The organism is Aeromicrobium fastidiosum (assembly GCF_017876595.1).
GTDB lineage: Bacteria > Actinomycetota > Actinomycetes > Propionibacteriales > Nocardioidaceae > Aeromicrobium > Aeromicrobium fastidiosum.
In genome coordinates this window covers 293,563-306,524 of record NZ_JAGIOG010000001.1, presented here as the reverse complement: position 1 = coordinate 306,524, position 12,962 = coordinate 293,563, and the positions used below count along the sequence as shown (strand labels likewise).

11 protein-coding genes and 1 tRNA gene are annotated in these 12,962 nt (G+C 70.9%); 5 read left to right on the top strand and 7 right to left on the bottom strand.

Annotated elements, in window-relative coordinates; translation table 11 throughout:
* Nucleotides 1-49: 49 nt before the first annotated feature.
* Nucleotides 50-859 (bottom strand): DUF1295 domain-containing protein, encoded by an 810-nt coding sequence (locus JOF40_RS01540; protein ID WP_246152653.1) that lies wholly within the window; start codon nt 857-859, stop codon nt 50-52.
* Nucleotides 856-2,190, bottom strand: a complete 1,335-nt coding sequence (locus JOF40_RS01535; RefSeq protein ID WP_129179456.1) for an SAM-dependent methyltransferase — start codon at nt 2,188-2,190, stop codon at nt 856-858. Before JOF40_RS01535 ends, JOF40_RS01540 begins: the two co-directional genes overlap by 4 nt.
* A gap of 67 nt (nt 2,191-2,257) precedes the next feature.
* Here JOF40_RS01535 and JOF40_RS01530 point away from each other — a divergent pair, with 67 nt between their 5' ends.
* The 3 genes from JOF40_RS01530 to JOF40_RS01520 all read left to right on the top strand — a co-directional run bounded on the left by JOF40_RS01530 (nt 2,258) and on the right by JOF40_RS01520 (nt 5,518).
* Nucleotides 2,258-2,734, top strand: coding sequence for a PGPGW domain-containing protein (locus JOF40_RS01530; RefSeq protein ID WP_188111620.1), 477 nt, complete (start codon nt 2,258-2,260; stop codon nt 2,732-2,734).
* Nucleotides 2,735-2,848: 114 nt separating this feature from the next.
* Nucleotides 2,849-4,075: a S8 family serine peptidase gene (locus JOF40_RS01525; protein ID WP_188111619.1), complete on the top strand. Its 1,227-nt coding sequence runs from the start codon at nt 2,849-2,851 to the stop codon at nt 4,073-4,075.
* Between the two features lie 51 nt (nt 4,076-4,126).
* Nucleotides 4,127-5,518, top strand: coding sequence for a dihydrolipoyl dehydrogenase family protein (locus tag JOF40_RS01520; protein WP_209674318.1), 1,392 nt, complete (start codon nt 4,127-4,129; stop codon nt 5,516-5,518).
* A gap of 2 nt (nt 5,519-5,520) precedes the next feature.
* Here the strand turns inward: JOF40_RS01520 and JOF40_RS01515 are convergent, their stop codons facing one another.
* The 5 genes from JOF40_RS01515 to JOF40_RS01495 form a co-directional block, all read right to left on the bottom strand.
* Nucleotides 5,521-6,516, bottom strand: coding sequence for a DNA topoisomerase IB (locus JOF40_RS01515; protein WP_129179451.1), 996 nt, complete (start codon nt 6,514-6,516; stop codon nt 5,521-5,523).
* A gap of 12 nt (nt 6,517-6,528) precedes the next feature.
* Nucleotides 6,529-7,233: a hypothetical protein gene (locus tag JOF40_RS01510; RefSeq protein ID WP_129179449.1), complete on the bottom strand. Its 705-nt coding sequence runs from the start codon at nt 7,231-7,233 to the stop codon at nt 6,529-6,531.
* Nucleotides 7,230-9,521, bottom strand: a complete 2,292-nt coding sequence (locus JOF40_RS20135) for a putative bifunctional diguanylate cyclase/phosphodiesterase (protein ID WP_129179447.1) — start codon at nt 9,519-9,521, stop codon at nt 7,230-7,232. Before JOF40_RS20135 ends, JOF40_RS01510 begins: the two co-directional genes overlap by 4 nt.
* The gene (locus JOF40_RS01500) at nt 9,518-10,876 is read right to left on the bottom strand and encodes a pyridoxal phosphate-dependent decarboxylase family protein (RefSeq protein ID WP_188111618.1); all 1,359 of its coding nucleotides are present in this window, start codon (nt 10,874-10,876) and stop codon (nt 9,518-9,520) included. The genes JOF40_RS20135 and JOF40_RS01500 overlap by 4 nt, the downstream gene beginning before the upstream one ends.
* A gap of 109 nt (nt 10,877-10,985) precedes the next feature.
* Nucleotides 10,986-11,059 (bottom strand) — tRNA-Arg (locus JOF40_RS01495).
* A gap of 95 nt (nt 11,060-11,154) precedes the next feature.
* Between JOF40_RS01495 and JOF40_RS01490 the strand changes: the two genes are divergently transcribed.
* On the top strand, nt 11,155-12,117 hold the full coding sequence (locus tag JOF40_RS01490) for a CE1 family esterase (protein ID WP_129179443.1): 963 nt from the start codon (nt 11,155-11,157) through the stop codon (nt 12,115-12,117).
* Nucleotides 12,118-12,138: 21 nt separating this feature from the next.
* The gene (locus JOF40_RS01485; protein WP_129179441.1) at nt 12,139-12,915 is read left to right on the top strand and encodes an HAD-IIA family hydrolase; all 777 of its coding nucleotides are present in this window, start codon (nt 12,139-12,141) and stop codon (nt 12,913-12,915) included.
* Nucleotides 12,916-12,962 lie beyond the last annotated feature (47 nt).

Below are 12,962 nucleotides of genomic sequence, written 5' to 3'. Positions count from 1 at the left end.
ATCGGTACCTGGTCCAGAGCCGTCGTGATGACGTCCCCTCCACGAGGGCCTACTTCTTGGGCGGCAGGGGGATGAAGTAGCTGGTGCGGCGGGCGTAGTCGTCCCAGCCGGGCTTCTTGCGCTGGCTCTTCTCGTTGAGCTTGGCACCCGTGACGTTGACGAGCGAGTAGCTCATGATCGCCGGCCCGATCAGCGCCACGAGGCCCGGCAACGAACCGGCGGCGACGAGTCCGAGCCCCCACCAGACCGTCGCGTCGCCGAAGTAGTTCGGGTGCCGGGTCAGGCTCCACAGCCCCGTGTCCATGATCTTGCCCTTGTTGGCCGGATCGCTCTTGTACCTCTTGAGCTGTGCGTCGCCGACGGTCTCGAAGAACAGGCCGACCGCCCACACCGCGACGCCGATGACCGTGAGCGGCACCGACAGGCGCTCGTTGTTGGGGCCGACCATGAGCGGTGCCGAGACGATGAACATCGCGATGCCCTGTGGCAGGAACACCCGGGTGATCGCCGTCTGGGCGAACGAGCGGCCCGCCTTCTCGCCCTGCTCGAGCAGATCGGCGTAGCGGGGGTCCTCGCCGTGGCCGTGGTTGCGGCCGCCGATGTGCCACGCGAGGCGCAGGCCCCACACAGCGACCATCACGAGGACGATCCAGCGCTGGGCCTGCCCGCCGTCACCGCCCAGAGAGACGACTGCCGAGACCGCGGCGACGACCACGAAGCCGAGCCCCCACAGGGTGTCGACGATCGAGAGCAGCGAGTTCTTGAGCGCGTAGGCCAGGCCGAGCCCCATGAACACGAGCAGCGCGGCCAGGCCGGCACCCAGCGTGACGACGGTCTGCGACAGGTCGTTGGCGATCACGCGTCGGCACCTCCGACGGCGTCGCCGGTCAGCCAGGCGAGCGGCGAGGTCGGCATGCCACTGACACCGCGCGGGCTCGGCTTGACCGACAGGATCTGGTCGACGCCCATGCGGTTCTCCTCGAACGCCAGCGCGCCGCCGACGAGGTACAGCCGCCACACGCGCGCGTTCTCCTCCCCGATGAGCTTGACCGCGACGTCCCAGTTGTCCTCGAGTTGCTGGGCCCATCCTGCGACGGTCTGGGGGTAGTGCTCGCGCATCGCCTGCACGTCGCGGATCTCGAGGCCCGACGCCGCGATGAGACCGATCGTCTTGGCGAGCGGCTTCATGTGCATGTCGGGCGCTATGTACGTCTCGATGAACGGTCCGCCGCCGGGACTGTCTCCGGGAGCGTCGTTGCTGCGCGACATCTGCTGGATCAGCGCCCGTCCGCCCGGCTTGAGGTAGCGGAAGATCGAGTCGACGAACACGACGTACTCGGCGTCGCCGACGTGCTCGCCCATCTCGATCGAGGCGATCGCGTCGATCTGGCCGTCGCGGACGCCGGACGCCTCCAGATCGCGGAAGTGTCGCAGGCTGACGTCGACGCGGTCGGCGAGCCCACGCTCGGCCGCCTTGCCCATGACGTAGTCACGCTGCTCGACCGACAGCGTGACGCCCGTGACGTGGACGCCGTAGTGCTCGGCCGCGAACAGCGTCAGCGAGCCCCAGCCCGAGCCGATGTCGACCATCCTCATGCCGGGCTGCAGGTCGAGCTTCTTGCAGATCAGGTGCAGCTTGGCGGTCTGCGCCTCCTCGAGCGTCATCTCCGGCGTCACGTGGAAGCCGCTGGAGTAGGCCATGTTGGGGTCGAGGATCAGCTCGTAGAAGTCGTTCGACAGGTCGTAGTGGTGCGAGATGGCGGCCTGGTCGCGCTCCTTGCTGTGCAGCTCGCCCGTGAGGTTCGACTCGGCCGCGGGTGCCGGCGGCCGCCTGCCGATGGCACCGAGCCGGACGGCGAGGGCCACGGCCTTGGCCACCTGCCGAGGGCCGATCGACGGACGTCCGGCGCTGCCGTCGGCGACCCGGGCGTTGCGGACGGCGTCCCACATGGCGCGCAGACCGTCGCCGAGGTCGCCCTCGACGTCGAGGTCGCCCTGCACGTAGGCGCGGGCGACGCCGAGCTCGCCCGGCTTCCAGATGATGTGGCGCAGGGCTCGCTTGCTGCGGATGACGACGACGGGTGCGCCGGGCACACCGGCCTCGCTGCCGTCCCACGCCCGCAGGCGGATGGGGAGCTTCAGACCGAGGGTCTCCTCGGTCAACGACAGGAGGGAGGATGCGATGTTCACGCGCCAAGTCAACCGCTCGCGTCGGGGTTGCGCCATCCGAAAACCTGTGATGCGGCAGACTGGACGCATGAGTGTCGGCACCAGGATCAAGGGCTGGTTCCGACGCACGGGCTCGGAGGCGCTGGGCTGGGTGCTCGTTCCACTCGGCATCATCCTGATGCCCGCGCCCGGCCCCGGGACACTGGTCCTCGTGGGCGGGATCGCCCTGCTGTCGCGACACTACGTGTGGGCGCAGAGGATCCTCGGCCCGCTGGAGCGCCGGGCGATCGAGGCTGCCAAGTTCGGCGTCGCCACCTGGCCGCGCATCCTGCTGAGCGCGGCCGGCGGGGTGTGGCTCGCGGTGCTCGGGGTCATCTGGTGGATCGGCCCGGACATCCCGGAGTTCGAGGTGCTGGGCGTCGGCTTCGGTCCCGAGCTCCCGGCCCAGGGCTGGGTCACGGCGCTCGGCCTGTGGGCGTCGGCGGCCGCGGCTCTCGGGCTGCTCGTCTACAGCGTCGTCAGGTGGCGCGAACCCCATGGCGGGCGCACCGTCGACGCCCCGTAGCCCATCCCGACGCGGCATCGGTTGGCCCGAGGGGGCCGCGGGCACGTACTGTTCTCGCAGACGGGGGCTCTGATGTCCCGCCGACCGCCGACACCGCGAGGACGTTCTTCAACCGTGGCACACCGACGCATCATCCTGTCCCTGGCAACCGCCGCCGTGCTCGTGCTGGGCGCAGCCCCCGCCGCAGTCGCAGGGCCCACCTCGACCGACCGGGAGGCCGCGGGCATTCTCGCGACCGCCACCCCCGGTGAGCCGCTGACCGTCGTCACCACGACGGAGACGGCGTCCGGCCCGCAGTTCACGACCGAGGTCGCCGGATCCCACGCCGAGGCGAAGGCACTCATCTCCGACGCTCTGGCCGACCCCGGCACGGCTGCCGTCGACCTGGCGCACCAGGTCTCGATCGCGACCGACACCGCCGTCACCAAGAAGCGCAAGTCCTCCAAGACGCGCCGCAGCAACGACAGCCAGCGCAAGCGGCAGTGGGCGCTCGACCGGCTCGCCGCCGAGAAGGTCTGGCGCAAGTCGTCCGGCAAGGGCGTCGTCGTCGCCGTCGTCGACACCGGCGTGCAGGCCAACCACCCCGATCTGAAGGGGCAGGTGCTGAAGGGCTGGGACTTCGTGGAGTCCGACAGCAAGGCGAACGACCGCAACGGCCACGGCACGCACGTCGCCGGCATCATCGCCGCCAAGGCCAACAACAAGCGAGGCATCGCGGGCCTGGCACCGTCATCGCGCATCCTGCCCGTGCGGGTGCTCAACTCGGCCGGCACCGGCAGCACCGTGGCCGTCGCGCGCGGCATCGTCTACGCCGCGCGCAAGGGTGCCGACGTCATCAACCTGTCGTTGGCCGGCAACAGCCCCGACGCCCAGGTGCAGGCGGCGGTCCGGTACGCCGTCCGTCGCGGTGTCGTCGTCGTCGCCGCCGCCGGCAACAGCGGCTGCAACGCCCCGACGACGTATCCCGCCGCGTTCCCGGGCGTCATCGGCGTCGGTGCCAGCGACCGCTCTGACGGGGTCGCGCCGTTCTCGAACTGCGGCACCTACGTCGACGTCGTCGCACCCGGCACGGGTATCACGTCGACCATGATCAAGCGCCCGTCGCTGTCGCTGCCGTGCGCCTACGGCAAGAGCTACTGCGTGCTCGACGGCACCTCGATGGCATCGCCGCACGTGGCCGCCGCCGCGGCGATCCTGATCTCGCGCACCAAGCACCGTCTGACGCTGTCGAAGGTCGCGTACCTGCTGACCGCGCGGGCTGACGACATCGTCACGCCGGGCTACGACACGACGTCCGGTCGCGGCGTCCTCAACATCCGTCGCGCGCTCGTCGGTCGCTGACGGGTCCGTCCCGGGGTCGCGGGACGGACCGTGATGGCTCAGGATGGCGACATGCCTGAGCTCTCGTGTGATGTCGTGGTCGTCGGTCTCGGACCCGGGGGAGAGGCGTTGGTCGCCCGGCTGGCCGCTGCCGGGCTCGACGTCGTCGCGGTCGAGAAGGAGCTCGTCGGGGGCGAGTGCCCTTACTGGGGGTGCATCCCGTCGAAGATGGTGATCCGCGCCGCCAACGCCCTCGCCGAGGCCCGCCGCGTCGACCGGCTCGCCGGCAGGGCCCCCGTCGAGCCCGACTTCGGCCCGGTCGCCCGCCGCATCCGCGAGGAGGCGACCGACGACTGGGACGACACCGTCGCGGCCGACCGCATCGTCGACGCCGGGGCTCGGTTGGTGCGCGGGCACGGACGCCTCGACGGGGACCGGCGCGTCGTCGTGGACCACACGGGCGACGCGGGTGAGGTCACGACGATCGTGGCCTCGAAGGGTGTCGTGCTCAACACCGGCACGACCGCCGCCGAGCCGCCCGTCCCCGGTCTGGCGGGCACGCCCTACTGGACCAACCGCGGCATCCTCGAGACCGAGACGGCACCGGCGTCGATGATCGTCATCGGTGGCGGGCCCATCGGGCTCGAGCTCGCGCAGGCCTTCTCCCGGTTCGGCACCGAGGTCACGGTGCTCGAGGTCGGCCCCCGCATCCTGGCGGTCGAGGAGCCCGAGTCGTCCGCGCTGATCGCGTCGGTCTTCGCCGCCGAGGGCATCGGCGTCCACGCCGGGGTCTCGATCGATGCCGTCGCGCACGCAGACGGCGTGTTCCACGTGACCTGCGGCGACCCTTCGACGGGCTCGGGACAGGCCAGGACGTTCGAGGCCGAGCGGCTGCTCGTCGCGGCCGGCCGCCGGTCGCGCATCGACGACGTCGGGCTCGAGACGGTCGGCGTGGAGCCCGGGCGGCACCTGACGGTCGACGACGCGATGCAGGTCAAGGGTGGCCTGTGGGCGATCGGCGACATCGTCGGGCGGGGCGCGTTCACCCACGTGTCGATGTACCAGTCGGAGCGCGCTGCGCGCTCGATCCTCGGTGAGCCTCTGGGCGACTACGACGCCAGCTTTCCGCGCGTCACGTTCACCGATCCCGAGGTGGGCGGGGTGGGCCTCACCGAGAAGCAGGCCCGCGACCGGGGAATCGCGGTGCGGATCGGCGTCACCGATCTGGCTGCGAGCAGCCGCGGGTTCGTCCACGGGCCAGGCAACGAGGGGCTGATCAAGGTCGTGATCGACGACGAGCGCGGCGTCATCGTGGGTGCCAACAGCGTCGGGGTGGCCGGCGGCGAGACGCTCGCAGGCCTGGCCTTCGCTGTGCGTGCCGAGATCCCGGTCGAGACCCTGACCAACACGATCTACGCGTATCCGACGTTCTGGCGGGCGATCGAGTCGGCCCTCGCGACCTGAGGTCAGGCCCCGCCCAGCAGCCCGAGCACCTCGCGCTCGAGCGTGCGACTCGTGGGGGCACCGGGGGCGACCCGTCGGTGGTCCGCCGACACCGTGACGCCGTGCTCGAAGAGGTCGACGACGCGTGGGTCGACGTACGAGGAGCGGGCGACGGCGGGAGTGTTGCCGAGGTGCTCGGAGACCTCACGCATCGCGGCCGCGACCGACTTCTTGCGCTTGGTGGCCGTGGATCCGTCGCTGCCGGCCAGGGCCAGTGCGGCGATCGTGGTGCCGCGCCACGTGCGGAAGTCCTTGGCGGTGAAGTCGCCCCGCAGCACCTCCTTGACATAGGCGTTGACGTCGGTCGCGTCGAGGTCCTTCCATGCGCCGTCCGCCCGGTACGCCAGCAGCTGGTCGCTGCCGCCCCGACGTCGCCGCAGGGTCTCGAGCACCGTCTGCACCCGCTCGTCCCGCACCGTGACCTGCACCTCCTGCCCCGACTTCGCGGCGTAGGCGAAGGAGAGACCGTCGTTGCCCGGCACCACGTGGTGCTTGAGCAGGGTCGTCAGGCCGAAGCTGCCGTTCTCCTCGGCGTACCGCACCGAGCCGATGCGGAACATGCCGAGGTCGAGCAGGCTGAACGTCGCCGCGGCGACACGGCGCAGGTCGAGCTCGTCACCGGCCAGGTCGCGGCGGGCGGTCCCGCGCCGCTTCAGCAGGGCTGAGGCGAAGTCCTCCATGCGCTCGAACTTCTCGGCGTCGCGCCGCTCGCGCCATCCCGGGTGGTAGAGGTACTGCCGGCGACCTGCGTCGTCGGTGCCGACGGCCTGGAGGTGGCCGTTGTCGACCGAGCAGATCCACACCTCGGTCCAGGCCGGCGGGATGACCAGCTTCTTGCACCGCTCGACCTGCTCGGGCTGCAGGGGGTTGCCGTCCTGGTCGAGGTAGCGGAAGCCCCGACCGTGCCGCGTGCGCGACCATCCGGGCGAGCTGGCGGACGTACGACGCAGACGGACCATGGCCCGTCCACGCTAGGCGCTGGTCGGGCTCTCGGCACGTCGTGCGGCGCCGTGCCTCCACGTCCAGTCGGTCGGCAACGCGATGCCGTCGAGGCCGACGCCCTGGAAGATCAGGCGGTAGGCGTCGGGGCTCTCGTGGCGCTGCTGCTCCATGGCTCGTCGCAGGTGCCCCCACAGTGGGGTGCTGCTGGTCGAGCCGAGGTACTCGCCGGTCGAGGTGCCGGGCAGCGCCTGGGTCTGCATGCCGAGCCCCGTGAGCAGCTGACGGGCGTGCGAGTCCATGATCATGACGATCGTGTCGATCTCGTTGGCCAGGCCCGCCGTGATGATGCCGTGATACAGCGCTGCGGCGCACAGGCCGCCGCGGCCCTTGCCCTTGCGCACCGCGATCGTGGCGATGTCCCACGTGCGGTCGGGATCGACGCCGGCAGACCGCGCAGACCGCATGCCGTCCACCTCCCACGGCGGACGGCTCACGTCGTTGAGCGTCTTGAGGCCGGCGGGTCCGGGAGTGATGAACCGTGCCGTCGCGACGGCCGTCCCGTCGTCCTCCAGCACCGTCATGAAGCCGGTCGACTCCTCATAGGGGCCGTACTCGCGGTCGAACTCCTCGGTGGTGTTGCCATACGTCTCGAGGAACACGTCGGCCTCGCACCTCTTGGCGGCGTCGAGCTCGTCGCCGGTGGGGTCGAACACGAATCTCAGCGGGGCAGTCATCGGAGTTCCTCGGTGTCGGTGTCGGTGGGGTGGTGGTCGGAGCGTGTCCAGTCGCGGACCCAGCGGTTGAGCTCGCCGGACGGCATGGGTCGTGCCAGGTGGTAGCCCTGCACCGCATCGATGCCCATCGCGACCAGCTCGGCGAGGTCGGCGGCGTTCTCGACGCCCTCCGCGACGATGCGCATCTCGAGGGCGTGGGCGAGCTGGATCGTCGAGGCGACGATCATGCGGCTGCGGGCGTCGTCGGCGACGTTGCCGATGAGCGCCCGGTCGATCTTGAGCTCCTGGACGGGCAGGTTGCGCAGATAGGCCAGCGACGAGAATCCGGTGCCGTAGTCGTCGATCGCGACCTGCACGCCGTGGCTGCGCAGCTCGAGCAGCACCTCGCGGGTGTGCTGCGGATCGGCCAGGAACGAGTCCTCGGTGACCTCCAGCACGAGCTGGTCGGCGGGGACGTCCTCGGCCGCCAGCACCGCGTAGAGCATCGGCAGGAACGTGGGTCCGAGCAGCTCGGGGGGAGCGCAGTTGATCGCGACACGCACGTCGATGCCTGCCTCCCGGCGCGCCATGAGGTCGCGGACCGCCTGGCGCGCGACGACCTCCGAGAGCCTGGCCATGAGCCCTGCTCGTCGGGCCGCGGGCAGGAACGACACGGGGCTGATGACGCCCTGCGTGGGGTGTCGCCAGCGCACCAGCGCCTCGAGACCGGCCACCTGCATCGTGGCGGCCTCGAGCTGCGGCTGGTACCAGACCTCGATCTGCCCGTCGCTGAGCCCCTTGCGCAGCTCTTCGGCCAGCTGCAGCCGTGACCGGGAGAACTCGTCGAGCTCGGCGTCGTAGAGCGCCGCCCCGAGACCGGAGTTCTTGGCCTGGTACATCGCGACATCGGCCCGGCGCAGCACCTCGCTGCCGTCGGCCGTGCCCGCGCGGGCGACTGTCACCCCGATCGACGCCGCGGCCGAGATCTCGATGCCCTCGACGAGGAGCGGCTGGGCGAGCTCGGCCAGCACCCTGCGGGCGATCTCCATCAGCTCGATCTCGTCGGTGCTGTCGACGATGATCGCGAACTCGTCACCGCCGAGGCGGGCCACCCGGACCCATGGATCGACGGCCTCGCGGATGCGCACGGCCACCATCGTGAGCACGGTGTCGCCGGCCCGGTGGCCGAGGGAGTCGTTGATCTCCTTGAACCCGTCGAGATCGAGGAGCATGAGGGCCATCGGCCGGCGGGCCGCGAGGCCGCCCGACAGCCACGCACGGACGGCACGCCGGTTGGGCAGCTTGGTGAGGTCGTCGGTCTGCGACAGCGCGAAGGCCTCCGTGGCACGGTTGGCGTCGCGCAGCGCCAGTGCCATGCGGGCGGCCACGGCAGTCAGGGTCAGGACCGCGGGGGGCAGCATGTAGGTGGCCAGCGTGTCGTCGGGACGGATCGCCAGTGTGGCCAGGGCCAGGACGCCGGCCCCGACCAGCACAGGGCTTCCCACCGAGCGGGGCACTGCCCGGATGACGATCTGCGACGGACGGCAGGTGGCCGACACGATGAGCAGGAACGCCCCGCCCCACAGGGCGTAGCTGAAGTTGCCGAAGTCATAGGTGCTGGCCGCGCCGCGCAGCGCGAACCCCGAGTCGGCGCAGGCCAGCAGCACGAAGGCCGTGCCGATCATCCACGACTTGGCGTGGTCCATGCGTGTCTGCAGCAGCGACTGGCCCAGCACCAGCAGGGCCAGGGTGAGGTCGGCGAGCGGATAGATCAGTGCCAGCAGCAGGGGTATGCCGTCGAGGTGGGACACGGCCCGCACCGGGGAGACCAGGAGAAGGGATGCGAGGCACGCCGTGCCACCGCAGATGATGACGATGTCGAGCCACGCGCGGGCGGGCTTGGAGTGCCGGCGGTCGACGTCGAGCAGCAGGTAGCCGGCCAGCCCGAGGTAGGACAGCATGAACAGCCACTCGCCGTCGGCCGGGAACTCGGACGTCGACCCGCCCAGCGACGAGTTGATCCACATCGAGCCCAGCGACCAGCAGGCGATCGCCGCGAGGAGCACCACCACGGCGCGGCGACGGGCGGGCTGGAGGACGGCGACCAGGACGAGCCGCACGAGCAGCAGCGGGAAGAACACCACCAGTGTGCCGAGCAGGATCGTGGGAGTGCTGGAGCCTCCCGTGAGCTGGGTGACGCCGTTCAGCACGAGTCCGGCGACGACGACTGCCCAGGAGAACGGAGCGACGATGCGCTGGACGGTTGCGAGCCGTGGTGTGGTGCGGGTGGGACGACGGGCGGCGGTCACGACGCCTGCCACCTGCCGGGTGCGTCCTGCTCGAGGCTGTCGAGGATCGTGTCGACGTCGGCCCTCGTCGTCAACGGGTTGACGAAGCACAGTCGCAGGGCGGTCTCGCCCGCGAACGTGGTCGGCGTGATCAGGGCGATCCCCCGTGTGTGGGCGCGCGACGACCACCGGGCGTAGTCGTCGGGCGACCAGCCGCGGCGGCGGAACAGCACGACGGACAGGTGCGGCTCGGTCGCGAGCTCGAGGTGGGGCTTGTCGGCGATCTGCTTGGCGGCGTAGCCGGCCGTCGTCAGGCACGACTCGACGGCGTCGACGTAGGCGTCGGTGCCGTTCGCGACGAGCGAGGCCCAGACCGGCACGCCGCGGGCCCGGCGGCTCAGGTGGGCGGCGTAGTCGGCCGGGTTGTCGTCGTCCGCGTGGCTGACCGCGTCGAGGTACTCGGCGCGCTGCTGGTGCGCGGCCCGGGCGACGGTCGGGTCGAGGTAGAGCACCGCGGCGCAGTCGAAGGGCGTGAAGAGCCACTTGTGCGGGTCGATCGTGATCGAGTCGGCGAGCTCGATGCCCTTGAAGCCGTCACGACGAGACGGTGCCAGCATGGCCGCTCCGCCGTAGGCGGCGTCGACGTGGAGCCACGTGCCCCGCACCTCGCAGCACTCGGCGATCTCCTCGAGGTGGTCGACGGCACCGGTGTTGGTGGCTCCGGCGTTGGCTACGACCGCCACGACGTCGCGTGGATCGAGCGAGTCGAGCACCGCGGTCAGCTCGTACGCGCCCAGCGGGCGGTCGGGCGACCCTGCGGAGACCACGCGACATCCCATGATCGCGGCGGCAGACCGGATCGACGAGTGGGCGGCTGCGCTCGCGACGATGACGTCGGGGACCCCGCCGCCGGGGGCAGCGAGGCCGTGCCGGGCCGTCACGAGTGCGCTGAGGTTGGCCAGCGACCCGCCGCTGACGAAGGCACCGTGGGCCTGCTCGGGATAGCCCACGAGGTCGCACATCCAGCGCATCGCGGCCCGCTCGACCACGACGACGTCGCCTGCCTCGAGCTCCGACCCTCCGTAGACCGCGGCAGCCGACAGGGCAGCGTCGGCGATGATCGCCGCGGGTGTCGGCGAGCCGCCCACGAAGGCGAGGTAGCGGGGATGGTCGGTCGGGAACGCCGTCGGCAGCACGAGGTCGCGCAGAACGGCCCACGTGGCCTTGATGCCGATGCCGGTGGACGTCACGTCGGGCAGCCGCGCGGAGCGTGCCGGTCGGGGCGCGGCGGGGGATGTGCGCCGATCGGCGATCCAGGTGGCCAGATCGCCGAGGACCTGCCTGTCCTGCACCGCGAAGTCGTGCACTGCGCCCACCGATTCTCGTCGCCGGTTCTGAAGGATATCCCTCGGGCCTCGTCGGGCCGCCCGAGGAGGGCGACCAGGTCGGCCAGGGACCGTGATCCAACCGGTGGGAGCCGGAGGGTGCCCCCGACAGGAATCGAACCTGTGGCCTACCGCTTAGGAGGCGGTCGCTCTATCCGACTGAGCTACGGGGGCGTTCACGAGTCAGGTTATCGACTGGGGGTCGTAGCGCATACGATCGCCCTTGTGTCCCGACTCCCATCTCATCCTCGACGCACGGGTCGCGTGCGATGAGAAAGCTGCTGGTCGGCATCTCGATCCTCGTCATGGCGGCGGCCGGGATCGTCTTCTACGGCGCGAACGGAGCCACCCCCGAGGTGGCCCCGGCGCCTGCCCCGTGCCGTGACGCACGCCAGCTCCCGGCCGGCACGTCGACGCAGACGATCCGTTCGGGTGACCACACCCGCAGCTACCTCCTGCACGTGCCGGCGACCTACGACGGCACGACGCGCGCGCCGGTCGTCGTGATGTTCCACGGCCTCGGCGGCGACCCCCAGACGGTGCTCGACGCGACCGGCATGGCCGATCGGGCCGACGCCGACGGCACGATCCTGGTCGTCCCGCTCGGGCGCGGCGAGCCGGCCCGGTGGACGTTCCGCAAGCCGGCCAGCGACCCGTCGTCCGACCTGGCGTTCGTGCACGACCTCGTGGGCCAGGTGCAGCGCACCGCGTGCACCGACCCCGACCGGCTGTTCGCGGCCGGGTTCTCCAACGGCTCGGCCCTGACGCTCGCGCTGGCATGTGACGGCACGACGCGGTTCGCCGCCTATGCGGCCGTGTCCGGGCCCTACTACGAGCCGCGCTGCGACGACGCGCCCCCGGCCTCGATCATCTACTTCCACGGCACGGCCGACACGACGGTGCCGTTCGGGGGCGCGGACACCGTCATCGGCCGGCTGCCACCGGTCAACACGACGATGTCGCAGTGGGCGACCCGCGGCCGGTGCCCGGCGTCGGGCGCGTTCACGACGGCCGACGACTCGATCCACCACTTCGCCTGGCGCTCGTGCAAGGGCGGCACCGACGTCGACATCTACGCAGTCGTCGGAGGTGTCCACGGCTGGCCCGGCGGCGGCCCCATGTCACCCGGCCGCGCGTCGCGCACCCAGGACAGCCCGGTCGACGCAACGGCCCTGCTGTGGTCGTTCTTCGAGCGACACCCCGCGAGCAGGTCCGCGGCTGGTGGACAATAGCGCCATGACTGGTGCGCGCCGATGACCAAGCCGATCGAGACGTGGCTGACCGACATGGACGGCGTCCTCGTCCACGAGGAGACCGCCATCCCGGGGGCGGCCGAGTTCATTGCCCGGCTCGTCAGCACGGGGCGCAAGTTCCTCGTGCTGACCAACAACTCGATCTTCACGCCGCGCGATCTCTGCGCCCGTCTGCGGGCCGCCGGCATCGACGTCCCGGAGTCGGCGATCTGGACCTCGGCCCTGGCCACGGCGAAGTTCCTGTCCGAGCAGCGACCCGACGGCACGGCCTACGTCATCGGCGAGGCCGGCATGACCACCGCGCTGCACAACGTCGGCTATGTCATGACGAGCCAGGACCCCGAGTACGTCGTCCTCGGCGAGACGCGCACCTACTCGTTCGAGGCGATCACCCGGGCCATCCAGCTCATCGAGAACGGGGCACGGTTCATCGCGACCAACCCCGACGCCACGGGGCCGTCGCCGGCGGGATCGCTGCCCGCCACGGGCTCGGTCGCCGCCCTGATCACCAAGGCGACGGGAGTCGAGCCCTACTTCGTCGGCAAGCCCAATCCGCTCATGATGCGCAGCGCGCTCAACCAGATCGAGGCGCACTCCGAGACGACCGTCATGATCGGCGACCGGATGGACACCGACGTGCTCTCGGGCCTGGAGGCAGGCCTGCGCACCTTCCTCGTGCTGACGGGTTCGACGCCCGCCAGCGCCGTCGACCGGTTCCCCTTCCGGCCCACCGAGGTGTTCGACTCGATCGCCGACGTCGTCCCTCTGGTGACCTGATCCGGCGCGCGTTTCTCACCTGACGGTTACTTGCGGGTAATCCTCAC